The 25,926-nt window shown below is 68.2% G+C and carries 33 protein-coding genes and 1 other RNA gene; 19 read left to right on the top strand and 15 right to left on the bottom strand.

What is annotated here, in order from left to right; all coding sequences use genetic code 11:
• Positions 1-6: 6 nt before the first annotated feature.
• Positions 7-576: a DUF924 family protein gene (locus Q5H91_RS02375; protein WP_305171613.1), complete on the bottom strand. Its 570-nt coding sequence runs from the start codon at positions 574-576 to the stop codon at positions 7-9.
• On the opposite strand from Q5H91_RS02375, the gene mtaB reads away from it, so the two are divergent.
• The 3 genes from mtaB (at position 575) to Q5H91_RS02360 (ending at position 3,538) form a co-directional block, all read left to right on the top strand.
• The gene (gene mtaB, locus Q5H91_RS02370) at positions 575-1,768 is read left to right on the top strand and encodes a tRNA (N(6)-L-threonylcarbamoyladenosine(37)-C(2))-methylthiotransferase MtaB (RefSeq protein ID WP_305171612.1); all 1,194 of its coding nucleotides are present in this window, start codon (positions 575-577) and stop codon (positions 1,766-1,768) included. The genes Q5H91_RS02375 and mtaB overlap by 2 nt on opposite strands.
• Positions 1,765-2,700 carry a signal recognition particle-docking protein FtsY gene (gene ftsY, locus Q5H91_RS02365; protein ID WP_305171611.1) on the top strand — a complete coding sequence of 312 codons (936 nt, stop codon included), beginning with the start codon at positions 1,765-1,767 and terminating at the stop codon, positions 2,698-2,700. Before mtaB ends, ftsY begins: the two co-directional genes overlap by 4 nt.
• 151 nt (positions 2,701-2,851) lie before the next feature.
• Entirely contained in the window at positions 2,852-3,538 is a 687-nt protein-coding gene (locus tag Q5H91_RS02360; protein ID WP_305171610.1) for an inner membrane-spanning protein YciB, read from the top strand.
• Between the two features lie 97 nt (positions 3,539-3,635).
• Here Q5H91_RS02360 and Q5H91_RS02355 read toward each other — a convergent pair whose 3' ends face one another.
• Entirely contained in the window at positions 3,636-4,247 is a 612-nt protein-coding gene (locus Q5H91_RS02355) for a superoxide dismutase (protein ID WP_305171609.1), read from the bottom strand.
• A gap of 64 nt (positions 4,248-4,311) precedes the next feature.
• Complete coding sequence (gene pspF / locus Q5H91_RS02350) at positions 4,312-5,346, bottom strand: phage shock protein operon transcriptional activator (protein ID WP_305171608.1); 1,035 nt, start codon at positions 5,344-5,346, stop codon at positions 4,312-4,314.
• A gap of 168 nt (positions 5,347-5,514) precedes the next feature.
• Between pspF and Q5H91_RS02345 the strand changes: the two genes are divergently transcribed.
• The 9 genes from Q5H91_RS02345 to Q5H91_RS02305 all read left to right on the top strand — a co-directional run bounded on the left by Q5H91_RS02345 (position 5,515) and on the right by Q5H91_RS02305 (position 8,726).
• The gene (locus Q5H91_RS02345; protein WP_305171607.1) at positions 5,515-5,658 is read left to right on the top strand and encodes a hypothetical protein; all 144 of its coding nucleotides are present in this window, start codon (positions 5,515-5,517) and stop codon (positions 5,656-5,658) included.
• A 37-nt stretch (positions 5,659-5,695) separates the two neighbouring features.
• The gene (gene pspA / locus Q5H91_RS02340; protein WP_305172356.1) at positions 5,696-6,364 is read left to right on the top strand and encodes a phage shock protein PspA; all 669 of its coding nucleotides are present in this window, start codon (positions 5,696-5,698) and stop codon (positions 6,362-6,364) included.
• A gap of 1 nt (position 6,365) precedes the next feature.
• Positions 6,366-6,677 carry an envelope stress response membrane protein PspB gene (gene pspB / locus Q5H91_RS02335; protein ID WP_305171606.1) on the top strand — a complete coding sequence of 104 codons (312 nt, stop codon included), beginning with the start codon at positions 6,366-6,368 and terminating at the stop codon, positions 6,675-6,677.
• 1 nt (position 6,678) lies between these two features.
• On the top strand, positions 6,679-7,056 hold the full coding sequence (pspC, locus tag Q5H91_RS02330; RefSeq protein WP_305171605.1) for an envelope stress response membrane protein PspC: 378 nt from the start codon (positions 6,679-6,681) through the stop codon (positions 7,054-7,056).
• A gap of 31 nt (positions 7,057-7,087) precedes the next feature.
• Positions 7,088-7,378 carry a hypothetical protein gene (locus Q5H91_RS02325; RefSeq protein WP_305171604.1) on the top strand — a complete coding sequence of 97 codons (291 nt, stop codon included), beginning with the start codon at positions 7,088-7,090 and terminating at the stop codon, positions 7,376-7,378.
• Positions 7,379-7,404: 26 nt separating this feature from the next.
• On the top strand, positions 7,405-7,689 hold the full coding sequence (locus tag Q5H91_RS02320) for a hypothetical protein (protein ID WP_305171603.1): 285 nt from the start codon (positions 7,405-7,407) through the stop codon (positions 7,687-7,689).
• 27 nt (positions 7,690-7,716) lie between these two features.
• Positions 7,717-7,959, top strand: coding sequence for a hypothetical protein (locus Q5H91_RS02315; RefSeq protein ID WP_305171602.1), 243 nt, complete (start codon positions 7,717-7,719; stop codon positions 7,957-7,959).
• Between the two features lie 14 nt (positions 7,960-7,973).
• On the top strand, positions 7,974-8,210 hold the full coding sequence (locus Q5H91_RS02310) for a hypothetical protein (protein WP_305171601.1): 237 nt from the start codon (positions 7,974-7,976) through the stop codon (positions 8,208-8,210).
• Positions 8,211-8,318: 108 nt separating this feature from the next.
• Positions 8,319-8,726 carry a SufE family protein gene (locus Q5H91_RS02305; RefSeq protein WP_305171600.1) on the top strand — a complete coding sequence of 136 codons (408 nt, stop codon included), beginning with the start codon at positions 8,319-8,321 and terminating at the stop codon, positions 8,724-8,726.
• Here Q5H91_RS02305 and Q5H91_RS02300 read toward each other — a convergent pair.
• Complete coding sequence (locus Q5H91_RS02300) at positions 8,717-9,019, bottom strand: (2Fe-2S) ferredoxin domain-containing protein (RefSeq protein ID WP_305171599.1); 303 nt, start codon at positions 9,017-9,019, stop codon at positions 8,717-8,719. The genes Q5H91_RS02305 and Q5H91_RS02300 overlap by 10 nt on opposite strands.
• A complete protein-coding gene (locus Q5H91_RS02295; protein WP_305172355.1) occupies positions 9,016-9,546 on the bottom strand; it encodes a J domain-containing protein in 531 nt (176 codons plus the stop codon). The genes Q5H91_RS02300 and Q5H91_RS02295 overlap by 4 nt, the downstream gene beginning before the upstream one ends.
• Positions 9,547-9,715: 169 nt before the next feature.
• Between Q5H91_RS02295 and Q5H91_RS02290 the strand changes: the two genes are divergently transcribed.
• Together Q5H91_RS02290 and Q5H91_RS02285 are read left to right on the top strand one after the other, a co-directional pair.
• Positions 9,716-11,296, top strand: a complete 1,581-nt coding sequence (locus tag Q5H91_RS02290) for a SulP family inorganic anion transporter (protein WP_305171598.1) — start codon at positions 9,716-9,718, stop codon at positions 11,294-11,296.
• Positions 11,293-11,928 carry a carbonic anhydrase gene (locus Q5H91_RS02285; protein ID WP_305171597.1) on the top strand — a complete coding sequence of 212 codons (636 nt, stop codon included), beginning with the start codon at positions 11,293-11,295 and terminating at the stop codon, positions 11,926-11,928. Before Q5H91_RS02290 ends, Q5H91_RS02285 begins: the two co-directional genes overlap by 4 nt.
• Positions 11,929-11,964: 36 nt before the next feature.
• Here the strand turns inward: Q5H91_RS02285 and Q5H91_RS02280 are convergent, their stop codons facing one another.
• From Q5H91_RS02280 to Q5H91_RS02235, 10 genes are all read right to left on the bottom strand, one after another.
• Positions 11,965-13,923 carry a hypothetical protein gene (locus tag Q5H91_RS02280; RefSeq protein ID WP_305171596.1) on the bottom strand — a complete coding sequence of 653 codons (1,959 nt, stop codon included), beginning with the start codon at positions 13,921-13,923 and terminating at the stop codon, positions 11,965-11,967.
• A gap of 51 nt (positions 13,924-13,974) precedes the next feature.
• An RNA gene (gene rnpB, locus Q5H91_RS02275) (RNase P RNA component class A) lies at positions 13,975-14,361 on the bottom strand.
• A gap of 10 nt (positions 14,362-14,371) precedes the next feature.
• Positions 14,372-15,061: an N-acetylmuramoyl-L-alanine amidase gene (locus tag Q5H91_RS02270; RefSeq protein WP_305171595.1), complete on the bottom strand. Its 690-nt coding sequence runs from the start codon at positions 15,059-15,061 to the stop codon at positions 14,372-14,374.
• Between the two features lie 54 nt (positions 15,062-15,115).
• Positions 15,116-15,979, bottom strand: coding sequence for a CheR family methyltransferase (locus Q5H91_RS02265; RefSeq protein ID WP_305171594.1), 864 nt, complete (start codon positions 15,977-15,979; stop codon positions 15,116-15,118).
• Positions 15,976-17,037, bottom strand: a complete 1,062-nt coding sequence (locus Q5H91_RS02260; RefSeq protein WP_305171593.1) for a chemotaxis protein CheB — start codon at positions 17,035-17,037, stop codon at positions 15,976-15,978. Before Q5H91_RS02260 ends, Q5H91_RS02265 begins: the two co-directional genes overlap by 4 nt.
• A gap of 28 nt (positions 17,038-17,065) precedes the next feature.
• Positions 17,066-17,431, bottom strand: a complete 366-nt coding sequence (locus Q5H91_RS02255) for a response regulator (RefSeq protein ID WP_305171592.1) — start codon at positions 17,429-17,431, stop codon at positions 17,066-17,068.
• A gap of 72 nt (positions 17,432-17,503) precedes the next feature.
• Complete coding sequence (locus tag Q5H91_RS02250; RefSeq protein ID WP_305171591.1) at positions 17,504-17,932, bottom strand: chemotaxis protein CheW; 429 nt, start codon at positions 17,930-17,932, stop codon at positions 17,504-17,506.
• Positions 17,929-20,232 carry a chemotaxis protein CheA gene (locus Q5H91_RS02245; RefSeq protein WP_305171590.1) on the bottom strand — a complete coding sequence of 768 codons (2,304 nt, stop codon included), beginning with the start codon at positions 20,230-20,232 and terminating at the stop codon, positions 17,929-17,931. The genes Q5H91_RS02250 and Q5H91_RS02245 overlap by 4 nt, the downstream gene beginning before the upstream one ends.
• A 65-nt stretch (positions 20,233-20,297) precedes the next feature.
• On the bottom strand, positions 20,298-20,978 hold the full coding sequence (locus tag Q5H91_RS02240; protein ID WP_305171589.1) for a histidine phosphotransferase family protein: 681 nt from the start codon (positions 20,976-20,978) through the stop codon (positions 20,298-20,300).
• Positions 20,975-21,409, bottom strand: a complete 435-nt coding sequence (locus Q5H91_RS02235) for a M67 family metallopeptidase (protein WP_305172354.1) — start codon at positions 21,407-21,409, stop codon at positions 20,975-20,977. The genes Q5H91_RS02240 and Q5H91_RS02235 overlap by 4 nt, the downstream gene beginning before the upstream one ends.
• A 27-nt stretch (positions 21,410-21,436) precedes the next feature.
• Between Q5H91_RS02235 and Q5H91_RS02230 the strand changes: the two genes are divergently transcribed.
• From Q5H91_RS02230 to Q5H91_RS02210, 5 genes are all read left to right on the top strand, one after another.
• Positions 21,437-22,384 (top strand): RluA family pseudouridine synthase, encoded by a 948-nt coding sequence (locus tag Q5H91_RS02230; RefSeq protein ID WP_305171588.1) that lies wholly within the window; start codon positions 21,437-21,439, stop codon positions 22,382-22,384.
• A 64-nt stretch (positions 22,385-22,448) separates the two neighbouring features.
• Positions 22,449-23,354 (top strand): RNA polymerase sigma factor RpoH, encoded by a 906-nt coding sequence (gene rpoH, locus Q5H91_RS02225; protein ID WP_305171587.1) that lies wholly within the window; start codon positions 22,449-22,451, stop codon positions 23,352-23,354.
• A 4-nt stretch (positions 23,355-23,358) separates the two neighbouring features.
• Entirely contained in the window at positions 23,359-24,585 is a 1,227-nt protein-coding gene (locus Q5H91_RS02220; protein WP_305171586.1) for a flavin monoamine oxidase family protein, read from the top strand.
• A gap of 11 nt (positions 24,586-24,596) precedes the next feature.
• Complete coding sequence (gene mtgA / locus Q5H91_RS02215) at positions 24,597-25,268, top strand: monofunctional biosynthetic peptidoglycan transglycosylase (RefSeq protein WP_370655202.1); 672 nt, start codon at positions 24,597-24,599, stop codon at positions 25,266-25,268.
• Complete coding sequence (locus tag Q5H91_RS02210; RefSeq protein ID WP_305171585.1) at positions 25,256-25,894, top strand: CAP domain-containing protein; 639 nt, start codon at positions 25,256-25,258, stop codon at positions 25,892-25,894. Before mtgA ends, Q5H91_RS02210 begins: the two co-directional genes overlap by 13 nt.
• The last annotated feature ends 32 nt before the right edge of the window (positions 25,895-25,926 follow it).

Below are 25,926 nucleotides of genomic sequence, written 5' to 3'. Positions count from 1 at the left end.
AAGGGGCTACCATCCGCCGCCCGTCTCTTCGAGCCACGCCTGCTCCTCCGCCGTCGTCTCGCGGCCCAACGCGGCATTGCGGCCGGGAAAGCGCCCGAACCGGCGGAACACGTCGCGGTGATCGCGGGCATAGGCGGCGTTCTCCTCGATGCCCAGCGCCTCGAACAATGCAACCGACCGATCCTGCAATGGCCCGTCCTCGGCATGCATCAGCGGCATGTAGAGGAACACGCGGCGTTCCGGCGGCAGGCGTGAATCATAGCCGCGATCGATCGCCTCCAGCGTCAGTCCGGCGGCGAGGTCGTCGGCGGCGAACGCCTCTGCCTGCCTCCGGAACAGGTTGCGCGAGAACTGGTCGAGCAGAATGATTGCCGCCAGCATCGTGTCGGGATGGTCGCGCCACCCTTCCGCACGGGTCGCCAGCACCGTCTCACGCAGCGCGCCGAACCGCTCGGCGATCTGGCGGTCGAGCGCGTCGTCGCGCATGAACTGCTGTTCGGTCGTCAGGCCGAACCAGAAATCCAGCACCTCGCGTGCGTGGACTTGGATCGCATCCGCCCCTAGATCGCCTGCCATGTCACCTCCTGTCGCCGAGGTCGTCAGCCTCGGCTGCCGGCTCAACATCGCCGAGAGCGAAACGATCCGCGCGATGGTGGCGGGGCGGGACATGGTCGTGGTCAATAGCTGCGCCGTGACCAACGAGGCGGTGAAGCAGACCCGCGCCGCGATCCGCCGCGCCGCCCGCGAGCGACCGGGCGCGGAGATCGTCGTCACCGGCTGCGCCGCGACGATCGACCCTGCCGGCTTTACCGCCATGGCAGAGGTCGCGCGGGTCGTGCCCAATGCCGACAAGCTCGCCCCTGCCGCGTGGCAGACCTCCGCGCCGCCGCCCGCGTCCTTCGCCGGCCACGCCCGCGCGTTCGTGGAGGTGCAGAACGGCTGCGACCATAGCTGCACCTTCTGCATCATTCCGCAGGGACGGGGGGCCAGCCGCTCGTCACCGGCGGGGGCGGTGATCGAGCGGGTCCGCGCACTGGTCGAGGCAGGGCACCGCGAGGTCGTACTGACCGGGGTCGATCTGACCAGCTACGGCCCCGATCTGCCGGGCGCGCCGACGCTGGGGCTGCTCGTCGAGCGCATCCTGCACCATGTCCCCGCTCTGGAGCGGCTGCGGCTGTCGTCGCTCGATTCGGTCGAGATCGACGACCGGCTGTTCGCGATCGTGACGCAGGAGCCGCGGGTGATGCCGCACCTCCATTTGTCATTGCAGGCGGGCAGCGACCTGATCCTGAAGCGGATGAAGCGCCGCCACACCCGTGCGCAGTCCGTCGCTCTGGTCGAGCGGCTGTTGGCGGTCCGTCCGGACATCGCGATCGGCGCCGACCTGATCGCCGGCTTCCCGACCGAGGACGAGGGCATGTTCGCCGACACGCTGGCGCTGATCGCCGACGCGCACATCGTCCATGCCCATATCTTTCCCTACTCGGCCCGGACCGGCACGCCCGCCGCGCGGATGCCGCAGGTCGCGCCCGAGCTCCGGCGCGAGCGGGCCGGGCGGCTGCGCGCGGCAGCGAACGCGGCGCGGCGGGCGTGGCTGGCCTCGCTGGTCGGCACGCGACAGGCGATGCTGGTCGAACGGCCGGGCGACCGCGGCCACGCCCCTAATTTCGCCTCCATCACCTGCGACGCCGTGGCGGAGCCGGGCAGCGTCCGAGACGTTCGGATCACCGGCACCACCGACACCGGCCTGATCGGATCAATGACATGAGCACGACACCTTCCTGGCACGAGAAGCTGCTGGGCGGCTTCCGGCGGACATCGGACCGGCTGGTCGGCAATCTCGCCGGTCTGAGCGGCGCGCGACTGGGCGACGATACGCTCGACGAGATCGAGGAGGCGCTGATCGCGTCCGATCTGGGTCCGGAAACCGCGGGGCACATCCGCACCCGGCTGGCGGAGGGCACGTTCGGGCGCGACATGGAGGAACTCGGCATCCGTCTGGTCGTCGCCGAGGAGGTCGAGAAGGCACTGGCGAGGGTGGCGACCCCGCTGGAGATCGACGCCTTTCCGCGGCCCCAGGTGATCCTGGTCATCGGCGTGAACGGATCGGGCAAGACGACGACGATCGCCAAGCTGGCGCACCTGTTCATGGAGCAGGATTACGGCGTCATGCTCGCCGCCGGCGATACCTTCCGCGCCGCCGCGATCGGGCAGCTGAAGACCTGGGCGGACCGGGTCGGCGTGCCGATCGTCACCGGCAAGGAAGGCGGCGACGCCGCCGGCATCGTGTTCGAGGCGGTGAAGCAGGCGACCGCGACCGGCATCGACGTGCTGATCGTCGACACCGCCGGGCGCCTCCAGAACAAGCGGGAGCTGATGGACGAACTGTCCAAGATCCGCCGCGTACTGGGGCGGCTCAACCCGGAGGCGCCACACGACGTCGTGCTGGTGCTCGACGCCACTACCGGCCAGAACGCGCTGAACCAGATCGAGGTGTTCCGCGACGTGGCGGGCGTGACGGGACTGGTAATGACCAAGCTGGACGGCACCGCGCGCGGCGGCGTGCTGGTGGCGGCGGCGGAGCGGTACGGCCTGCCCATCCACGCGATCGGTGTGGGCGAAGGCATGACGGACCTGCGGCCGTTCGACGCGAACGAGGTCAGCCGGATCATCGCCGGTGTGGAAGGGGTGCGGAAGTGATGGCCACGCAAATCCTCCCCGCCACGGGGAGGGCGACCTTGCCGAAGGCATGGTGCAGGGGGGCCTCCACCAACACTCCGTTCGCGGCGAACCCCCTTCACCACCGCGCCGGGGCGCGGCGGTCCCCCTCCCCATGCCGGGGAGGATTTTGATGACCGCCCCCACCAAGACCGACGCACCCGGCCTGCGCATAGCGGTCGACTATGCGCCGCTGGTCGTCTTCTTCCTCGTCAACTTCCTTGCCCCGGCCGAGCCGATGATGCGCCTGGTCGCGGCGTTCAGCGGCATCCTGTCCGACATGGACCGGCTCGGCGCAGTGGTGATCGCGCGGGTGATCTGCGCGACCGCGGCGTTCGTGATCGCCACGGTCGCGGCGATCGTCGTGTCTCGGGTGAAGCTCGGCCATGTGTCGCCGATGCTGTGGATCTCGGGCGTGCTGGTGGTCGTGTTCGGCGGGCTGACCATCTATTTCCACGACCCGCGCTTTATTCAGATGAAGCCTACCATCGTCTACGCGACCTTCGCGGCAGTGCTGGCGTTCGGCCTGGCGACTGGCAAGCCGCTGCTCCAGGGGCTGCTCGGCACCGCCTATCCGGGGCTGAGCGCGCTCGGCTGGCGCAAGTTGACGCGGAACTGGGCGCTGTTCTTCGCCGCCATGGCGGTGCTCAACGAACTGGTGTGGCGGAACACCGGCTGGAACTTCTGGGTCGGGTTCAAGCTGTGGGGCGCCATCCCGCTGACCTTGGGCTTCGCGGTGGCCAACCTGCCGATGCTGCTGCGCCACGGGCTGCAGGCAGAGGGCGGCGACGCGGTTACGAAGGAATTGCCGCCCGAATAACCCCATCACGCCAGTGGAGGCTTGCGTCTCCCCGTGGCGAGCTTTGCGCGCCGCCACGGGGATACCCCTGCCTGCGCAGGGGCGACGTAAGTGGCGATTACTTCGCCACGGCCTCATAACGCTGGCCGACCGTGTCCCAGTCGACCACGTCCCACCACGCCTTCAGATAGCCGGGGCGATCGTTCATGTAGGTCAGGTAATAGGCGTGTTCCCACACGTCGTTGCCGAGGAGCGGCGTGCCCTTGTCCTTGGCATCGTCCATCAGGGGATTGTCCTGGTTGGGCGTGCTCGTGACCTTCAGCTTGCCGCTGTCGTCGGCGATCAGCCACGCCCAGCCGGAGCCGAACTGGCCCGCGCCCTTGGTGTTGAACTCTTCCTTCAGCTTGTCGAGTCCGCCGAAATCGCGGTCGATCGCCTCGGCCAGCTTGCCCGACGGCTGGCCACCGCCCTGCTTCATCGTCTTCCAGAAGAAGTCGTGGTTCCAGTAGCCGCCGCCATTGTTGCGGATACCCGCGGGCAGCGTCGAGATCATGCCGAGGATGTCCTCGATCGACTTGCCGGCAAGCTTGTCATCGGCGGCGACGAACTCGTTCAGCTTGTTGGTATAGGCGGCGTGATGCTTGTCATGGTGGAACGTCATCGTCTCTTTCGAGATGGTCGGCTCCAGCGCGTCATAGGCATAAGGAAGGGGCGGCAGTTCGAACGCCATCTGGCTTCTCCTGATTGGTCGCACGGCAAACGCGTGGGGCCCTCAATTGGTCCGAGGCGCGGCGTTACGCAACCGTTCCGATGAGATCGTGTCGCCGCAAGGCGTGGCGCAGCTGGTCGTAGGACAGGCCGAGCGCCTCGGCGGTCTGGCGCTGGTTGAAGCGATGCTCGGCCAGGCTGCGGGCGAGCAGGTCGCGCTCGAAGGCGGCGACGCGCGACTTGAAGTCGGACGGGCCGACCTCGCACGCGGTCACTTCCTCGTCGTCCGTCACGGGTGGCGGAGCCGCCGCGGGCGCCTCTGGCCGGGCAGCGGCGCGGGTCTGCGGGCGATAGGGTGAGGCGAACGGATCGATCTCGATATGGTCGATCGCCCCCCGCTCCTCCCAGCGATAGACCGCGCGCTCGACGACGTTCCGCAGTTCGCGGACATTGCCGGGCCAGCGATAGCGGGTCAGCTGCTCGACTGCCGCGGGACCGAAGCCCAGCCAGCGCTCGCGTCCCAGTTCGGCCGCCATCCGTCGCCCGAAATGATCCGCCAGGACGTGGATATCGCCGGCGCGGCTGCGCAACGGTGGCAGCGTCACGACCTCGAACGACAGCCGGTCGAGTAGGTCGGCGCGGAATTCGTGCGCGTCGACCTTGTCGGGCAGATGCTCGTTGGTGGCAGCGACGATGCGGACATCGACCCGCACCGGCCGCGACGAGCCGATCCGGGTGATCTCGCCATATTCGACCGCGCGCAGCAGCCGCTCCTGCGCGCCCATCGACAGGGTGCCCAGCTCGTCGAGAAACAACGTACCGCCGTCCGCCTCCTCGAACCGCCCCGTCCGCGCCTTGGTTGCGCCGGTGAAGGCGCCCGCCTCGTGCCCGAACAGCTCGGCCTCGATCAGCGTCTCGGGCAGCGCGGCGCAGTTCATCACGACCAGCGGCTGATCCCAGCGTGGGCTCAGGCGGTGGAGCCGCTCGGCCACGAGTTCCTTGCCCGTCCCCCGCTCGCCGATGACGAGCACGGGACGGTCGAGTGCCGCCGCACGGCTGGCGCGTTCGAGGGCATCGAGGAACGCCCCCGACTGGCCGATCACCTGGCTAGTCCGTTCCATTCCCAATGATTGGCGCAAAATCCCAATCCTGCGCAAGTCGCCCGCCTCTTCGCCGACGGTAAAATCTCATATCCCGTTGTAAAATCGTCGTTTTAAAAACTGGCACGCCACCTGCAATGCTGTCGGCATACCGCCTCGGCGGACACACACAGCATCACGGAGGACCCCATGTTCAACGATTTCGCCCGCAAGCTCGCCGCCCTCGCCCTGACCGTCGTGACCAGCGCCACGCTGATCGTCAGCGCGGTCGGCCCGGCGACCGCGCACGGTGGCAACGGCGCTGTCGCCAGCACCACCCGCTTCATGGCATAAGCCGATGAATGCCATTTCCGCCCCTCAGGAGTTCATGATGGGAATCTTCAGCCGAACCCGCGACATCGTCGCCGCCAATTTCGCCGACCTGCTCGACAAGGCGGAAGACCCGGCCAAGATGATCCGGATGATTATCCTCGAGATGGAGGAAACGCTGGTCGAGGTTCGCGCCTCTGCGGCCCGCACCATCGCCGACCAGAAGGAAATGCGCCGCCACATCACGAAGCTGGAACAGCTTCAGGCGAACTGGACCGAGAAGGCGGAACTGGCCCTGTCCAAGGACCGCGAGGACCTGGCCAAGGCGGCCCTGGTCGAGCGCCAGAAGGCGACCGACATGGCCGACCAGCTAAAGGCCGAGATCCAGGTGCTCGACGATGCGCTGCGCGCGTCGGAAGAGGACATCGCCAAGCTGCAGGGTCGCCTGCGCGAGGCGCGCAACAAGCAGTCGTCGATCCAGACCCGTCTGGAGAGCGCCAACAACCGCTATCGCCTGCGCGACATGTATGCCGGGCCGAAGACGCAGGAGGCGTTCAGCCGCTTCGGCGAGCTGGAGCGCCGCGCCGACGAGGCGGAGGGACGCGCCGAGGCGATGGGCCTGGGTGTGACCAAGAGCCTGGAGGACGAGATTGCCGAGCTGCGCCAGAGCGACCGGGTGGATGCCGAACTGGCCGCGCTGAAGGCGCGCCTGAACAAGACGGAGGGCTGACATGGACCTGACCACCGTCTTTGTGTGCGGCTTCATCTTCGTCGGCCTGCCCTGGATCATCCTCCACTATGTCTCGCAGTGGAAGCGGGCGCCGAAGATCACCGAGGAGGACGAGCGGATGCTCGATGAGATGTACAATCTCGCCCGCCGCCTGGAGGATCGCCTGAACACCGTCGAGCGCATCGTCGCCGCCGACAATCCCGACTGGAAGCCGGGGCTTGGCACCCCTGGGCCCAACTGGAAGCCCGGGCTGAACGCCCCGCAGGACCAGCCGCAATATCGCCTCGACCGCAACCTTGACCGGAGCAACTGAGATGGCCGCCCGTACCCAATTCTACCTGAACAAGCAGGACGCCAAGTGGAAGGGCGTCTGCGCCGGGATCGCCGACTATACCGGCATCGACGTCCTCTGGGTCCGGCTCGGCATCACGGGCATGACCGTGATCGCCCAGCAATGGTGGCTGGTGGTGGCCTATATGGTCGTCGCGTGGATCGTCGATCCCAAGCCGGTCGGCCTCTATGAGACGCAGGACGATGCCAAGTTCTGGCAGGGCGTCCGCTCCAATCCCAAGCGGTCCAGTGCCGAGGTGCGCAGCAAGCTGCGCGACATCGACCGGCGCCTGGCCGACATGGAAACCCATTTCACCAGCCGCAACACACAGCTGGCCAACGAGATCGACGCGCTGCGCTGAGGCGCAACGGCATCACAGGGGAGTTATCGCAATGGAATGGGGTGGACCTTTCTTCGTCCTCGCGATCATCGCGATGTCGACCGGCGGTTGGATCATCAACAACTGGATCCGCGCCAAGCACGGCTACGCGCCGACCAACGACTGGGGCACGACCGACGGCAGCGGCCGGATCGACGACAGTCGCAAGATGCAGCTGCTGACCGCGGAGAACGACAAGCTGAACGGCCAGGTGAGCCGGCTGGAGGAGCGGATCGCGGTCCTGGAACGCATCGCCACCGACCCCGCCGAACGCACCGCCCGCGCCATCGACGCGCTGCGCTGAACCCACTGTTCTGAGGGATCGCGATCATGGACGCCTGGTTCATACTCAGCTTCTTCCTGATCGTCGTCGGCTTGCCGGTGATCGTCGGGGTCGGCGGCGACGCCTTCAAGCGGTGGCTGAAGCACAAAGAGACGATGGCCGACGCCCTGACGGCGCAGACGGCGGAAAAGGCGGCGCAATATGCCGCCCAGACCGAGCGGCTGGAGCAGCGGGTGCGGGTGCTGGAGCGGATCGTGACCGACAAGGGTCACGACCTGTCCAACGAAATCGAACGGCTGCGCGGCCCTGCGGCGACGCCACAAATCAACTGAACCTCATCAATCTGGGGAGCGGATAACATGAATCCCTTTTCGATGGTCGTCGCGATCATCCTGATCGTCTCGGTCAGCAAGATCATCTCGCGCTATCTGACCGCCAAGGCGCATAGCCAGGGCAACGCCGTCCAGAGCGCCGACGCGATGCGCGCGCAGGACGAGGTCCGGCAACTGAAGGAACGCGTCGCCGTGCTGGAGCGCGTCATCACCGACAACCACGGCAGCCTCGGGCTCGATCGCGAGATCGAGCGGCTGCGCGACCGCTGAAAGGAGGCGGACCGATGACCCCCGATCCCTTCACCACCGTTACCCTGTCGCTGTCGGGCCTGGCCGGCTTGGGCATGGTCGTCGCAGGCGGCCTCGCCGGATGGCGCGGCTGGCTGCAGCTGAAGCGCAGCGAGATGGATCGCAGCGTCGACCCGGTCGGGGTGCCGCAGGCCGGCGCCCGCATCGAGATTGCCGACCTGAAGGAGCGGATCCGCAAGCTGGAGGCGATCGCGGCGGGCGTGGACCTCTGAACGACCTGAGCGGAGGCAGACGCTAAGCCAAGGTACTGTGCTTCACCTCCACTCAGCACAAGCGGTCTACGCTTGCCGCCGCCAAGTGACCTATATACCGCGTTGACCATGCAAAGCTTCAACGACATTCGCGAGGATTACGAGTTTCTCGATGAACGAGATGACCGTTATCGGCTAATAATTGACCTGGGCCGCGAGCTTGAGCCAATGGAAGAAGCTCTGAAAACAGAGCGAACTCAAGTAAAAGGCTGCCTTTCGCAGGTATGGGCATATCCGACAGTTAACTCTGACGGAACTCTACATTTTAAGGCGGACTCCAATTCAGCCATAACCAAAGGGATCATTGCCTTGATCCTTAAGCTCGTCCAAGATCAGCCGCCCTGCGACGTTCTGGCCATCGATATCAAAGCCCAACTATCTCCCTTTGAGATTGAACGGCACCTCACGTCCAACCGGACGCAGGGCATTCCCAACATGATCGCCCTGATCCGCGAGACCGCCGCCCGTTACGCCTGAGGCGTGATCCCCAGCCGCTCGGCGAGCGCGTCGATCGGCTCGCCGGGTGCCACCACCAGCCATTCGGCCGGACGGCGTGCATCGACCACCGTCACCGCCCGCTTGGGACAGAGTTTCAGGCAGCGTGTCTCGACCACGCCGACCTTCGCCTTGCGTCCCTTGCCAGCGTAGCGGCGCAGCGCCTTGGCGAGCGGCTCGTCGCCATCGCGACCGAAGCAGGCACCAACCTTTTTCGAACATTTCGCGCAGACCAGCACCACGCCGATCCACTCGCTCTTCGCCCGCTTCGTCACGCCGCGCGGCGCTCCTCGGCGGTGCGCAGCACCTCGTAGGCGGCCTGTACCGCCTGAAAACGGACGGCAGCGTCGGGGTCGCCGGGCCGAACGTCGGGGTGGTTCTCCTTGGCCAGCCGCCGCCACGCCGCGCGGACCGCCTCGAAATCGGCGTCGTCCTCCAGCCCCAGCGCCGCCAGCGCGCGCATCTCGTCGCGCGAGCGGCTGCCGTCGCCCGGGCCGCTCCAGGCATAATGGCGTGACCGTTCATAGCCGTTGGCGCCGCGCTGCTCGTCCGCCTCGCGCGCGGCGGCTTCCTCGGCGGACAGGCCCTGAAAATAGTCCCAGCCGCGATTATACTCCGCGGCGTGCTCGCGGCAGAAATACCAGCGGTCCGGGTTGTTGGGCGATTTCGGTGCGGGACAGTCGCCCGGCTCCTCGCAGCCGTCACGGTCGCACAGCCGCACCGGCCTCGCCTCACGGCCGCTGCCATAGCCGCGCCAGCGAGGGAAACCCCAGTCGTTCGATCGTGTCGGGCGGTACGCCATCGTGGCGACATAGGCCGGTCCGCCGCCGGTGCAACCGTCACTGACCACCATGGTTCTCCGTTGCACCTGCGAAAGCCGCAGGATAGATCATGCGACATGACGAATGTGTCATGTTGCGTTCACGTCCGATCCGGGACTAGTGAGCCGCTGTGAAGCCAGAGGAACCCCGGTGACCGCTCCCAGATCCCTACTCGCCACCGCTAGGTCCGACATTCCCTCGTCGATCGTGGTGTTCCTGGTCGCGTTGCCGTTGTGCCTGGGCGTTGCGCTCGCATCGGGGGCGCCGCTGTTCGCCGGGATCATCGCCGGCGTCTGTGGCGGGTTGGTCGTCGGCGGCCTGTCGAAGTCGCCGCTTTCGGTCAGCGGCCCCGCCGCCGGGCTGACCGTGATCGTGCTGGCCGCGATCGAGAGCCTGCCGAGCTTCCAGGTCTTTACCCTGGCGGTGATGCTGGCCGGCGTCATGCAGCTCGCCTTTTCCTTGACCAGGGCCGGTATCCTGGCCGAGTTCGTGCCGTCCTCGGTCATCACCGGGATGCTTGCCGCGATCGGGCTGATCCTGATCCTGAAGCAGGTGCCCCACGCGGTCGGCTATGATTCAGAGGCGGAGGGCATCTTCGAGTTCACCACCGGCGACGGCGTCAACACCTTCTCACGCCTGTGGAACAGCATCACCGGGTCGGTCACCCCCGGCGCGATCCTGATCGCCGGCGTCAGCCTCGCCTTTCTGTTCTGGTGGGACGGCGCCCGTCCCAAGCAGGGGCCGCTGCGCTTCGTGCCCGGCCCGCTCGTCGTGGTCATCATCGGCGTGGGCGGCAATCTGCTGCTTGGCCTGCTGAAGCCCGAGTGGAAGCTGCTCGACCGTCATCTGGTCCAGGTGCCGATCGCGCGCAGCCCGTCCGAGTTCGTCAACCTGTTCTCGCTGCCCGACTTCTCGGCGATCGGCATGGGCGCGGTCTGGACCACCGCCGTGACACTGGCGATCGTCGCCAGCCTGGAATCGCTGCTCAGCGTCAAGGCGATCGACGAGATCGATCCGCAGCGCCGCACCACCGACAAGAACTGGGAGCTGATGGCGCAGGGCGGCGGCAATATCGTCTCCGGCCTGGTCGGCGGCCTGCCGGTGACGTCGGTGATCGTCCGCTCGTCGGCCAACGTCGATGCGGGCGCGGAGAGCAAGCTCTCGACCCTCCTCCACGGCACCTGGCTGCTCCTGTCGGTGGCGCTGATCCCGGCGGTGCTGAACCTGATCCCGCTGTCGGCGCTGGCCGCGGTACTGATCGCCACCGGCTACAAGCTGACCAAGCCCAAGCTGTTCGCCGAGCGCTTCAAGCAGGGCTGGACCCAGTTCGTGCCGCTGGTGGTCACGGTCGTCGCCATCCTGTTCACCGACCTGCTGGAGGGGATCATGATCGGCATGGCGGTTGGCTTCGTCTTCGTGGTCGCTCGCAACTTCCGCACCGCGATCACCGTCGCGCACGATGGCAACGACTGGCTGGTCCGCGCCCGGCGTAACCTGTACTTCATCCACAAATACGAGCTGCAGAAGGATCTGGGTCTGGTGCCGGACGGTGCCAACCTGATGATCGACCTGACCTCGACCAACTATGTCGACCTGGACAATGTCGACATCATCAACGCCTTCATCAAGAACGCGCAGTATCGCGACATCAACGTCATCATCCGCGGCGACATCGCGCAGAAGACGGCGCCGATGATCGACGCCCCCCTGACCGAGGTCCGCTACACATGAGACAGCACAAGCAACTCCTGCTCGCCAACCGGGCCTGGGCGGCGGAGCTGACCGACGAGAATGCCGACTTCTTCAGCCGCCAGGTGGCGGGGCAGCGGCCGCAGTTCCTGTGGATCGGCTGCTCCGACAGCCGCGTCAGCCCCGAGCAGAAGACGCAGTCGCTGCCCGGCCTGATGTTCATCCACCGCAACATCGCCAATCTGGTCCATGCCGACGACCTGAACCTGCTGTCGGTGCTGCAATATGCGGTCGACGTGCTGGAGGTGCCGAACATCGTCATCTGCGGCCATCACGGCTGCGGCGGGATCAAGGCGGCGCTGGCGGGCGGCGTCACCGGTCCGGTCGACACCTGGCTGGAAGCGGCGCGCGCGGTGAAGCACGCCCATGCCGACGAGTTGGCCCCCCTCGACGACGCGCAGAAGGTGGACCGGCTGGTCGAGATGAACGTCCGCGACCAGCTCATCAACCTCGCCCATACCGAGACGGTGCGAACCGCATTCGCCGCGGGCCGAGACCTGACGCTGCACGGCTGGGTCTACGACATTCGCGACGGCCTGCTGAAGCCGCTGATGGAAATCGACCGGCATACCCGCCTGGACGAGGTCGGCCGGCCGGAGCCGGTGCTGGTGTGATCGCCCGGCGGGGGACGGCTCTCCCCCGCCCGCCGCTCAGCCCGGCATCTTGAAGACGATGCGGCTGATCGTGCCGCCGCATCCCAGCTGCCCGTCGGGACGGAAGGTCTTGGCGAAACGCGCCCTGCCGGCGAAATCGGTTCCTGCCTGGGAGAAGATGAAGGGCGGATAACTCAGCAGCGTGCGGGCATTGCCGGTCCGCCCGCTGGCGGTGATGTCGTACTGGAGCATGGTCCAGCCCTCGAACCCCCAGCGCATCGCCTCCATCGGAAATGCTTCCGAACCCGGCATGCTGGTCATCTTGGGCGGCGCGTCCAGGATCGCGCACTGGTCGGCGGCCAGGCCCGTCGCGGCGAAGGTGGTGCGCGCCGCGTCCGCCGCGCCGCGCCGCTGCTCGATCGAGGCGATGCGGATCAGCGCGCCGACGCGGAACGGGTCGCTCGCGGCCAGGCGCGCGTCCGCGCCGACCGGGCGCAGCAGCGCGAGTGCCGCGTCGTCGCGCTTGCCGTGCAGCTGATCGGCGGTCATCAGCGCGATCGCCGCCTGGGCCTGCGGATCGGCGGCATAGCCCGGCTCGCGCGACAGCGGCGTTGCGACCCGCGCGAAGGCGCCGTCCCGCCACTCGTCGACCAGCGCCCGCGTCCGGCTGGGCAGGTCCAAGGCCAGCCGGGCGAGCGGTGGCGCATCCTTCTTCACCGCGATCGCCGCGGCACGCGCGTAGAGCGCGGCGCTCTCCTCGCGCGGGACCACGCGGTTGCTCGCCAGCCGGTAGGCGGCACCCAGCGTTTCCAGCGAATCGGGAGAGTGCGTCGCCGCCGCGGCGAGCGCCTTGCGCTGCCCCTCCACCGCCGCGGCATCGCCGTCCTCCGCGACCGGCGGGGCCGGCACGCCCTGATCGACCAGCCATTGTTCCAGCCGGGCATCCATGCTGTCCGCGATCGACGGCCGCGCGAACGCGGTCGAACAGCGCATCTCGACCCGCACGCCATAGCGGAAGAAGGGCGGGATCGCCGCGACGTCCTTCACCGGCCAGGACCAGCGTCGCACCGCGCGTGCGAACTCGAGCGCGACGCCGCCGCCGCCTGCCGCGTAGATCGGCTGCACGCCGGTCACCCGGCCATCGGCACCGATGGTGAACTCGACCACGGCGACGTCCGCCGGCTTCAGCCCCGCCTCGCCACCGCAGTCCGGCGGCTGCATCTCGGCGGCCGGGTTGAATTCACCCTTCGATAGCCGCCCCGCCCCCGTCATCGCCATATACTCGCGGGCCTTGTCCCGGTCGCCGGCGAGCAGATAGGCGAGTGCGGCGTCCGCCCGCGCAGGGACGTCGTCCAGCTTGGTGCGATCGGTCAGCCCGCCCAGCGCGTTGACCGCATAGCTCGCCTGCGTCTTCGCACCGCCGATATCGCCGGTGTTGAGCATCAGCGTCGCGTGGCGCCGGGCGATGATCGCCTTGTCGCTGGCGTTCAGCTTCATCGGCGCGGCCAGCGTGTCGATCCGCGCGAGCGTCCGCCCCGCCGCCGCCGGATCGACGAAGGTCTGGACCTGCGCCAGCGACACCAGCACCGACAGCTTGTCCCCCGGTTCGTCGGCCAGCGCCTCGGCCTCGGTGAACCGGCGTGCGGCACCGGCATAGTCCAGCGTCTCACGCGACAGCGCACCCAGCAGCAGGGCGGCGCGGCTGCGATCCTGCCGCAACGTGGCATCGCTTGCGGGCAGCGCGGCGAGGCCCGCCTGCAGTGCTGCCGACGCCTCTTCCATCCGCCCCAGCCGGAACAGCGCGTCGCCCTTGCGCACCAGCACGATGGCGGCACTGCGCGATCCCGGCCGCACGCGTTTGCCAAGCGCTTCCCACGCGGCGAGCGCAGGTCCGGCATCCGGCGCCGCGTCGAGCGCGGTGGCGGCATCGAAGTCCTGCTGAACCGTGCGCTCGGGCGCCTGTGTCGCCACGGCCGCAGCCGCCGCGACGGACCACCACACGACACCCGCCATCATCTTCCCTCCGCTCACCCTAGTCCGCGGCCAGGGTGCGATGGCGGGCAGGAAAAGGCCAGAGGATCTGTAAGCCGGGTTCTGTCCTTTCCGCTTTATCGCGGAAATGGGCGACCATTCCTCTACGACGACGCTTGCGCGCCGCCTGCAGCAATCAACCCGGGTAGCGGGCGGGAACGCGCCCTGGGACGTAAGCCCCGTGCCACCCCTATTCGATCTTGCTCCCGGTGGGGTTTACCATGCCGCTTCCGTTACCGGTCGCGCGGTGCGCTCTTACCGCACCCTTTCACCATGGCGGGGCCGAAGCCGTCGCCGTCTGCTCTCTGTGGCACTGTCCCTGGGGTCGCCCCCGCCGGGCGTTACCCGGCACCGTCGTTCCATGGAGCCCGGACTTTCCTCGCCCCCCACTCACGCGGGGGCCGCGGTCGCCCGATCCTCTGGCCCGGCCGCCCTAGTCGTCACCCTGCGGTTTGGGAAGCAGCAATGCGAGTAGGATCATGCGGCACTCGGCATCGATCTCGCCATCGATCAACTCGGGGCGGAAGCGGCGCTGGAATGCCATGATCGCCGCCATGCGGTCTGTGACGTCATAGCCGAACCGCTCCAGCGCGAGGCAGAAGCCCGCCTCGGTCCATTGCGGGTCCATCAGGTTCTTGGTCGGGCGCGGCAGGGCAAGGCGCAGCCGCGCCAGGCTGTGCCAGGGGAACAGTTCGCCGGGATCGCGCTTGCGCGCCGGCGCGACGTCGGAATGGCCGACGACGTTGCCGCGGGTGATCTCGTACCGGTCCTTGACCATCGCGACCAGCCGGATCACCGCCGCCATCTGCGCGTCGGGAAAGGCGCGATAGCCCCAGTCATGGCCAGGATTGACGATCTCGACACCGATGCTCGCCGAGTTGACGTCGTCGATGTCGCGCCAGTGCGATCGGCCCGCGTGCCAGGCGCGATGCTCCTCGGCGACCAGCCGGTGCGTGCTGCCATCTTCGTCGACGACATAATGGCACGACACCTTGGCGTCGGGATCGCATAATCGGCCGATCGCGTCTCCGGCGGTCGGCATGCCGGTGTAATGAAGGACGATCATCGAGATCGGCAGCGTTCGCGCGTCCCAGTTGGGCGACGGGGTCTCGATGAGGGTCATGGCGCCGTGGTCGTTGGCCGATGTCGCGCGCCGTCGCAAGTCATGACGGCAGCGTCACGCCGCGTTGCGGGTCATGCCGGCAGCGACGCGCTGATAGAGGCCGCGATAGGCGCGGCTCGGCTCGAACAGACCGGTCTGGCCGATCACCGTCTCTCCCGCCCCCAGCACCAGCACCCCGCCCGGTGCCAGCGCGTCGGCGACGCTCAGGAACACGCGCGCCTTGATGGCCGGCGCCAGATAGAGAAGGACGTTGCGACACAGCACCGCATCGAACCGGCCGGGCGGGGGCGCCTCACTCACCAGGTTCTGCCGGCGGAACTGGATCATTCGCACCAGCTCCGGCTTGGCGACCCAGTCGCCCCGGTCGCCGTTAAACCAGCGCATCGCGGTACGGATCGGCAGCCCCCGCTGGATCTCGAACTGGGTGTAGCGGCCGCTGCGGGCACGGGCGAGTGCGCCCTCCGACACGTCGGTCGCGACGATCTCGGGCATGGCGATCCCGCTGCTCTCGGCCAGGTCGGCGAACAGCATCGCCAGCGACAAGGGCTCCTGCCCGGTGGCGCAGCCGGCGCACCAGATCCGCAGCCGCTGTCCATGTTGCCCCGATGCCTCGGCACGGGCGACCAGCGCCTTGCCGATCAGGCCGAAGACCGGCTGGTCGCGGAAGAAGGAGCTTTCGCCATTCACCAGCGCCTCGACGATGCGGTCGCCGATCGTCGCGTCGCGCCCGTCGAGCAGCAGCGCGACGAGCTGGTCGAGCGTGTCGATCTCGCGCTCGCGCAGCAGCGGCTTCAGCGCCATGTCGAGCCGCCACGACCGATAGCTGGCGAGCTGCTGCCCCGTCCGCGCCTCCAGGAGCGCCGACAGGACCGTCATCGCACGGGTTGATACGGCGGGTATGGCGACCGTCACGGTCATGCGCGGCGTCCGGTCATAAGCAAGCGGGCAATTCCCTCGGGCGGCATGACCGCATCGGCCAGTCCCATTCCGACGACTGCGCCCGGCATGCCCCAGACGACCGAACTCTGCTCATCCTGCACGACCACGCATCCCCCCGCCTCGTGGATCAGGCGCGCACCCTCCGCTCCGTCCTTGCCCATGCCGCTCAACACGATCGCCAGCGTGCGTGCGCCGAATGCCTCGGCGGCAGACGCGAACATCGGGTCGACGGCGGGCAGGCAACCGGTCGGCGCCCGCTCGCGAGTCAGGCGCACCGCACCGGCACCCTCCCCCGTCGATACGCAGCGGATATGCGCGTCGCCAGGAGCGACGAGGATATGGCGTGGCTTCAATCGCATGCAGTCAGTCGCGATCGTGCAGGGGCGTCCGGTGATCGTCGCCAGCTGGGCCGTGAAATAGGGCATGAACGCGGCCGGCAGATGCTGGGTGATGACGATCGGCTGGCTCAGCGTCACCGGCAGGTCGCGCAACACGATGCTCAGGGCGTGGATGCCGCCGGTCGATGCGCCGATCAGCACGACGTCGAACGCGCCGGCGTCTACCGGCTGGCGGATCACCGGCCGCAAGACGGGCGCGAGCGGCTCGGGGAGCCGACCGGCCACGAGCCGGTCCATGCTGCCGATCAGCGCCCGCGCGAACTCGCCCGACATATGGGCGGCCGCCGGCTTCTCGACCGTATCGGCGGCGCCGAGCGCCAGCGCCCGCACCGTTTCGCTGGCACCGCGCACCGCCGAGGTCGAGACGATGATGATGCGTGCGCCGTGGCCGATGGCCAGCAGGTCCGGCAAGGCGGTCAGCCCATCCATCCCGGGCATCGCGATGTCGAGCAGGATCAGGTCGACCCGCTCGTCCGCGACGAAGTCCAGCGCGGCCTGTGCCGTTCCCACGACCCCGGCGATGGCGAAGCGACCACATGACTCGACCACACGGGCGATCACCGTCCGCGCGACAACCGAATCGTCGACGATCAGGACGCGCGGCGCGCTCGCATCGATGGCGAATGAGCGGGCAAGCATGGGTAAATGCCTGGAATACCGTGGAAGATCAGGCCATTCCCACAATCTGGAGCTTGCTCTCCAGCGTGTCCCGATCGAACGGCTTCATCACGTACTCGTCCGCCCCAGCCTCGATCGCGGCGCGGATATAGGCCATGCCGCTCTCGGTGGTGCAGAACACGACCTTGGGCTTTGACGCGACCTCCGATTCCTTCAGCGCGAGCAGGAAATCCATCCCGCTCATGACGGGCATATTCCAGTCGAGCAGGATGACGTCGGGCGCCGCGGCGAGGCAGGAGTCGAGCGCCTCGCGGCCGTCGCATGCCTCGCGGACCTCGAAGTCCAGCGTTTCCAGGATGTGGCGGGCGACCTTCCGGATCACCTTCGAGTCGTCGACCACCAGACACGTCTTCATCGAACTGCCTTCCTTAACGTCGCCTCCCCTCTGTCATGGAGGAGTAAGCGTATGCTTAACCGCGGTGCTCGATCAGGCGGCGATTGCCACGGCACCCGGCACCAGGCGCGACAGGTCCAAGATCAGGAGCGGCTCGCCGTCGCGATCGACCATGCCCGACGCGCAGGCTGCCCATTGCCCATCGAGCGGCAACCCCGACGACAGCGGCAGTCGTTCGAGCGCGAAGACATCGTCCAGCGCGTCGACGAGCAGCGCGTAATGGTGACCCTGCACCTGCGCGATCACGGCTCGCTTCGCCTCGGTGCACGGCGGCAGCCCCAATGCGGTGCAGGTGTCGATGACGGTCACCACCCGGCTGCGCAGCGCGGCGAGGCCACGGATCGTCGACGGTGCATGCGGCACGGCGACGATGGCGCCGATATCGACGGCGGACTCGACCTCGGTCGCGGGTACCGCGACCCAGCGTGCGGCGATCTGGACGATCAGGAACAATTCGGTCATGCGCGCCTGCTCCCGGCACTGGCGGCGACCGCGGCGATCAGCGCGGCACGGTCGTAGCGATAGATGGCGTCGGCGCCGGCCACAGGCTGACGGCTGAGATAGACGACCGGAGAGCCGGCCGCGACGTCGCGCTGCGGAGCGGCATCGGCCATTGCCAGCGTGACATCGGCGATGTCGTCGTCTCTCATCTGGCTAGTGCAGCGATAGCCCGATGCTTCAAGCACTGGGCGAAGGAAGGTATCCATCCAGCCCGAACCGTCGCAGCGCAACAGGCAGAGCGGCCGATCGGCCGGCGGTGCCAGTTCACCAGCGAACAGGGCGTGGACGTCGACGAGTTCGACCTGCTCGCCCGCGATCATCAACACCGCGGCGACCCCTGCCCGTCCGGCCGCCGGTGCGGCTTGGGCCGGCAGGCTGACGATCTCCTGCGCGTCGCCGATCAGATAGCCATATTCGCTGGCGCCATCGGTCAGGCGGACCACCGCGACCTGGTTCGTGTCCGGCAGGTCGCCGTTGGCGAAGACCGGGATCACTCCCGTATCCAGCGAGAGATGCAGCCGCCCGCCGGTGCGGCGGATGGCGGCGCGCGGCACCGTCTCGACCCGGTCGACCGCGATCAGAGGCAGGGCACGGCGCATGCCGTCCAGATCGTCGAACAGCAGCGCGGCAATCCCGCGCGCCTCCTCGACGGGTGCTTCGGTCCGGTCCTCGCTGGCGGGCGTGAAATGCAGGCCCGCCGCCGCGGCGATGCCGGTACCATCCAGCAGTAGCAGGGGATCGCCGCTGTCGGGCAGCGTCTGCCCTGCATAGAGGCCCGTCGCCATGATCGCGGGTGAGACTGGTTTGACGACCAGCTCCTCGGTATCCAGAACTTCGTCGATCCCGAGCGCATATTGCCCGTCGCGGGTGGCGACGATCGCGAGTGCGGTGACCTTTGCGTCGGGAATGTTGAGGAGTGAGCCGAGCTCCACCATCGGCAGTCGCCGTCCGCGCACGGTTGCGACGGTCGTGCCGCCCAGCATGTCGAGCCGCACCGCCGCCCCGCGAAGCGCGACGATCTCCTCGATCGACTGGCGCGGCAAGGCGAATTTCTCACCGCCGATCGCGACGATGATGGTCGGGATGATCGACAGCGTCAGGGGCACCTGCAGCTCGATCGTCAGCCCGCATCCGGGCCGATTGCGCAGCGCCACCCGCCCGCCGATCCGCTCAATATTGGCGCGGACCACGTCCATGCCGACCCCGCGGCCGGATATGCTGGTGACGACGTCGCGGCTCGACAGCCCCGGCTCGAAGATCAGCTCCAGCCGCTCGGCGTCGGTCATCATCGCCAGCTGCCGGTCGGTACGCAGCCCCGATGCCGCCGCCTTGGCGACCAGCCGCGACTCGTCGATGCCGCGGCCGTCGTCGCTGATCCCCAGGACGATCTGGTTGCCGGTCTGGCGCGCCGACACGATCAGCTGCCCGGCCACGCGCTTGCCCGCCGCACGACGCTCCGCCGGCGTTTCGATGCCGTGGTCGACGGCGTTGCGGATGATATGGACCAGGGGGTCTCGCAGCAGCTCGACCAGCTCGCGGTCCAGCTCGACATCCGCTCCCTCGACATCAAGGATGACGGCCTTGCCGAGCGAATTGGCGGTGTCGCGGACCATGCGCGGCAGCGCGGAGAACAATGCGCTGATCCGCTGCATGCGGGTACGCGTGACCGTGTCGCGCATCTCGCCGACGGTCAGGGACAGCCGCTCCAGTGCGCCTTCGACCCGCGCATCGAGCGCGTGCTCGCGCAGGCGGCGGGCCAGCTCGTTGCGGGCCAGTACCATCTCGGACATGCCGATCATCATCCGGTCGAGCAGGTCCACCGCCAGCCGCACGCTGCTGCTCGCCACCCGCGCGGTGGGCGCGGTCGAGGCAGCGAGCACGGTCGGCGGTGCCGCATCCTCGGCAAGTGCCGCGATCAGCAGGTCTTCGGTAACGTCGTCCAGTGCATGCCCGCCGGCGATCGCCTCGGTCAGTTCGCCGATGCGATCGACGATGGCGAGCACGGCGCTGACCAGCGCGGTATCGGCGGGACGCCGCCCGTCGCGCACCGCCGACAGCACATCCTCCGCCGCGTGGGCCAGGCGCCCAAGTCGCGGCAGTTCCAGAAAGCCGCAGCTGCCCTTAACGGTGTGGACGAAGCGGAAGATGGCGTCCAGTCGCGCGCGATCGCCGGGAGTAGCCTCCCACAGCACGATCTCTCCCGACAACGCGTCCAGCGTCTCCCGGGTTTCCGCGATGAATTCCTGCAGCAGGTCGTCCATGGGCCTCCGGGGCGTTCCCTTCGCCCATGAAGCCGTTCTTGCCGCGCCAAGGGTTAAGGTCGACTTTACCCCGCAACCGCCGGAATCGCCTGCGCAAAACCTCCGGTCGGACGCAGCACCGCGCCGAAGATCATCACGCCGTCCGCCGCATCGGACACCATCACCTCGCCATTCGCCTCGGCGACCAGGGCGTGAACCAGGAACGCCGCCGCCGAGCGCGAGCCGACCGGCTCCGTGCCCGGCCCCTCGACCAGCATCTTGCGAAGAGACGGGTCGAGCGTGATGCGCGGTCCCGCGATCCGCACCACGATCTCCAGCTGCTCGCCGCCCAGCTCTGCGCCGACATCCAGCGTACCGCCGCGCACCAGCGCCTCGTTGGCGATCAGCGACAGGTTCAGCAGCGCCTTGACCGCCGTCTTGGGCAGCGCCGGCGCCTCCACCAGCCAGCCGAGCGTCGTGCGGCGGGCGTCGGACAGCAGCCCCTCGATCGCCGCCCGCGCCTCCGACGGATCGACCATCTCGCCGAAGCTGCCGGCCGCCCCGAACGCGAGCCGAAAGAACTTCAGCTTGTTGGCAGAGGTCCGCGCACTCTCGGCCAGCAGGTCCATGCAGCGCTGGCGCATGTCCGGGTCCGTCTCGTCGGCCAGCAACTCCAGGCCGTTGTTGAGCGCTCCGACCGGCGAGAGCAGGTCGTGGCAGAGGCGCGAGCAGAGCAGGCTGGCGAAATCGACCGGGCTGATGGTCATCGGTTTTCCTCGTTCTTCAACCCCGTACTGGCCTCTCCCGCGTCGCAGCGCAACGTTACCGGGTCGAACCGGCCATGTCGTGCGCCGCCCGACACCGCCCGCCATGCGCCGATCCGCCCGTCCGCGACGATCAGCCACAGCGATCCATCAGGCGCCGCGTCAGCCGCGTCGCGCGGCGACGGCTCCGCCCGGCCGGTCGGGTGAGAGTGATAGCAGCCGATGATCGCCGGGCCGCCCAGCCTTGCCCGCCGATGCGCGGTGAGCAGAGCGGCCGGGTCGATCTCGAACCGCGTCGCCGGGTCGGCTGCTACGTTCGCACAAGGCTGTATGCCGGAAACCCTATCCGGCGCGCCGGTCAGCAATCCGCAGACCTCCCGCATCGGATCGGCCGCCGCCGCAGCCAGGATCCGTGCGACCAGTCCGCTTGACATCGTCACCGTCGCCACCATCTCTTCACCATGGACCGGGGGGTCTCCATTATCCAGGCAAGGATTGCGCCGACAGCGGATGGCTGGCGGCTCGACCGGGCGCTGGCGGACGCGGTGCCGACGCTGTCGCGAGAGCGGCTGAAGGTGCTGATCGCGGGCGGTCGCGTCGAGCAGGACGGCATCCTGACCCGCGATCCGGCGCGAAAGGTCACCGTTGGCGAGACTTTTGCCGTCGCCGTTCCCGATCCGGAGCCGGCCCATAATGCGGCCCAGGACATCCCGCTGGTCGTCGCTTACGAGGACGAGCATCTGATCGTCGTCGACAAGCCGGCGGGGCTGGTCGTCCATCCGGCGGCCGGCAATCTCGACGGCACGCTGGTCAATGCGCTGCTCCACCATTGCGGCGGCTCGCTGTCGGGGATCGGCGGCGTCGCGCGGCCGGGTATCGTCCATCGCATCGACAAGGACACATCGGGCCTGATGCTCGCCGCCAAGACCGATCGGACCCATGTCGGCCTGGCGAAGCAATTCGCCGATCACAGCATCGATCGCCGCTACCGCGCCATCGTCGGCGGCGTGCCGCGCACAGCCAGCGGCAGCGTCGACGCACCGCTCGCGCGCAGCCCGCACAACCGCAAGAAGATGGCAATCGTGCCGGGCGGCAAGCGCGCCGTCACCTACTGGCACATGCTACAGCGGCTCGACGGCGCAGCGCTGGTCGAATGCCGGCTGGAGACGGGGCGCACGCATCAGGTCCGGGTACACATGGCCTCGATCGGCCACGCGCTGCTCGGCGATCCGGTCTATGGCAAGTCGGCGGGCCGGGTGCGCGGCACGCTGGAAACGCTGGGGTTCCGCCGACAGGCCTTGCACGCCGCGCGACTGGGGTTCATCCATCCGATAACCCATGATGCTCTGGCGTTCGAAAGCATCATGCCTGCAGATATGCAGGAACTGTTCACCACGCTTCACGTATAGAAACACGGACGCGTCCGCCGCTGCACTGCGGAATGGCACGCTACCGACTGGAAAGGGATCGATCATGGCAAAAGGCAGCAACGTCCCGGCGACGATCCCTGCCCTGGGCGGGGAGCAGAGCCTCAACCGCTATCTGTCGGAAATCCGCAAGTTTCCGCTGCTTCAGCCCGAGCAGGAATATATGCTCGCCAAGCGTTTCCAGGAGCATGGCGATACCGAGGCGGCGGCGCAGCTGGTCACCAGCCACCTGCGCCTCGTCGCCAAGATCGCGATGGGATATCGCGGCTACGGCCTGCCCACGTCGGAGCTGATTTCCGAGGGCAATATCGGGCTGATGCAGGGCGTGAAGAAGTTCGAGCCCGATCGCGGCTTCCGCCTCGCCACCTATGCGATGTGGTGGATCCGCGCCTCGATCCAGGAATATATCCTGCGGTCGTGGAGCCTGGTGAAGATGGGCACGACCGCGGCGCAGAAGAAGCTGTTCTTCAACCTGCGCCGGATGAAGTCCAAGCTCGACGCGTTCGAGGACGGCGACCTTCGCCCCGAGGACGTGACCAAGATCGCGACCGATCTGGGCGTAACCGAGAACGACGTCGTCTCGATGAACCGCCGCATGGCGATGGGTGGCGACACCAGCCTGAACGTGCCGATGCGCGAGGATGGCGAGGGTCAGTGGCAGGACTGGCTGGCCGACGATGCGCCGTTGCAGGATACGATCGTCGCCGACCAGCAGGAGGCGGACGTCCGCCACGATATGCTGGTATCAGCGATGGACGACCTGAACGATCGCGAGAAGCACATCCTGACCGAGCGGCGCCTGACCGACGATCCCAAGACGCTCGAGGAACTGAGCCAGGTCTATGGTGTCAGCCGCGAGCGTGTCCGCCAGATCGAGGTGCGCGCGTTCGAGAAGCTGCAAAAGGCGATGATGCGCCTGGCCGGTGACAAGCGGCTGCTGACCGCGGCCTGAGCGCATGCCCGCCACCGTCGTGATCGGCGGCGGCGCGGCCGGCATCGCCGCGGCCCGGCACCTGCACGATGCGGGCGAGGACGTGCTCCTCGTCGAGGCGAGCGACCGGCTCGGCGGGCGGGCACACTCCATAACGCTCGGGGTTGCCGCGGGAACGGTCGATCTGGGCTGCGGCTGGCTCCACTCCGCGCGCCGCAATCCGTGGACGCAAATCGCGGAATCGCGAGGTCTGACGATCGATCGATCGTCGCCGAACTGGGGCGTCCAATGGCGCGACCTGGGCTATCCGCCGGCGGATCAGCGTGCCTTCGGCAAGGCGTGGACCCGGTGGGAGCAGGCGGCGCACGCCGCGCTCGCTGGTCCGGATCGCCCATTGTCGGACTTCATCGCCGAGGACGATCCCGCGCGGCCGCAGATCGACGCCATTTCCGGCTTCGCCAACGGTGCGCCGCTGTCGGCGGTGTCGCTGCACGACTGGGCGGCTTACGAGGATGCGGCCACCGACGACAATTGGGCGCTGCCGTCCGGTTACGGGTCGCTGATCGTCGAGCATGCGGCCGGACTGACCGTGCGCCTGTCGACGCCCGTCACCCGGATCGACCATCGCGGCCGCACGCTGATACTGGATACCCCGGCGGGCACGATCGCGGCGGAGCGGGTGATAATCTGCGTGCCGACGACCGTGCTCGCTTCGGAGGCGCTCCGCTTCACGCCCGCCCTGGCTACCAAACACGCCGCCGCCACCGCGCTGCCGCTCGGGCTGGCAGACAAGGTCTTCCTGTCGGTCGACCGCCCGATCTGGCCGGGAAACGCGCATCTGACCGGCAACCCACGCAGCGCCTGCACCGCCAGCCACCGGCTGTCACCGTTCGGCCGACCGGTGATCGAGAGCTTCTTCGGCGGCAGCTGTGCCGAGGCGCTGGAGGGCGCCGACGCCGCTGCCTTCGCGATCGACGAGCTGGTCGCGCTGCTCGGCAGCGACTGGCGTCGACGCCTGAATCCGCTCGCCGTCACGCGCTGGCGGCAGCAGGCGTGGATCGGCGGCAGCTACAGCCACGCGGCTGTCGGTCAGGCCGGGCAGCGCCGGGTGCTGGCCGAGCCCGTCGACGACCGCGTCTTCTTCGCGGGCGAGGCGTGCCACCACCACGACTTCTCCACCGCCCACGGCGCCTACGAGACCGGTCTCGCCGCCGCGCGCGCGGTTCTGGCGCTCCGCCGGTCCAGCCTGTAGGAACGGCGGCGATGTTCATGCTTCGCTGGCTGTTCAAGGCCCTCCTGGTGTTCGTCGGCATCTCGGTGCTGTGGGTCGGCATCTACCGGTTCGTGCCGCCGCCCTTCACCTTCACCATGCTGGGCGATGTGATCGGCGGGCGCAGCGTGACCAAGGACTGGATGCCCCTGTCGGCGATGGACCCCGACATGGCCCGCGCCGCGATCGCCGGCGAGGACTCGCATTTCTGCAGCCATTCGGGCTTCGACATGGGCGCGATCGCCAGTGCGGCGTGGCGCAACGCGCAGGGCGGCCGCATCCGCGGCGGATCGACGATCAGCCAGCAGACCGCGAAGAACGCCTTCCTGTTCCAGGGCGGCGGCTATCTGCGCAAGGCGTTCGAAGCGTATTTCACCGTCCTGATCGAGGCGCTGTGGGGCAAGCGGCGGATCATGGAGGTCTATCTGAATATCGCCGAAACGGGGATCGGCACCTACGGCGCCAATGCCGGGGCGATGCGCTATTTCGGGCATGACGCGTCCAGGCTCTCGCCGACCGAGGCGGCACGGATCGCGGCGGTGCTGCCGCTGCCCAAGAAGCGCGCCGCGATCGATCCACGCGGCTTCGTGCGGCGGCACGGCAATGTGCTCAGCCGCTATGTCGGCGTGGTCCGGCGGGCGGGGCTGGACTCGTGCCTGCGCTGAGGCCGGGGCTGGCGCTGACCCTGCTCGCCGCACCCGCGCTGGCGGGCGGTGGGCGCGCGCTCGACGAGGCTGCGGTGCTCTCCGTGCTCAATGCGGTGCGGCAGAACCCCGGCGGCTATGCCGATTTCCTGCGCCGCGCGGCGGATGGGTATCAGAACAACGCCTATGTCGAGCGCGACGGCACCGAGCATGCCACCTACGAAGGCACACGCGCGGTCGAGGAAGCGGCGCGGGTGCTCGCCGCGGCCCGACCACTGCCGGCGCTGGAGAGCGATCCGATCCTGACCGCGGCCGCCCGCGACCATGCCGAGGCACAGGGGCGGGCGGGCAGCATCGGTCATGTCAGCAGCGCCGGCTCGTCGCCCGGCGCGCGGGTGCGCAGCCGCGGCGGGGACATCTACGTCGTCGAGGCGATCAGCTACGGCATGCGCAGCCCGGAGGCGGTGGTGCGGCAGTGGATGGTCGACGACGGCGTCGTCGGGCGCGGGCATCGCAAGCTGCTGATGACCGGCTTCTACCGCTATGCCGGGATCTGGTGCGGGCCGCACGCCGGGCGCACCACCATGTGCGTCATCGATCTGTCGGCGACGCCGGGCGGCCGGCCCGTCGTCCCCGCCGAGCGATAGCGACCGGCCCGGTCGCATTGCGACACGGGCCG

The organism is Sphingomonas aurea (assembly GCF_030678875.1).
GTDB classification, from domain to species: Bacteria; Pseudomonadota; Alphaproteobacteria; order Sphingomonadales; family Sphingomonadaceae; genus Sphingomonas; species Sphingomonas aurea.
This window is presented reverse-complemented; position numbering and strand designations above follow the sequence as displayed.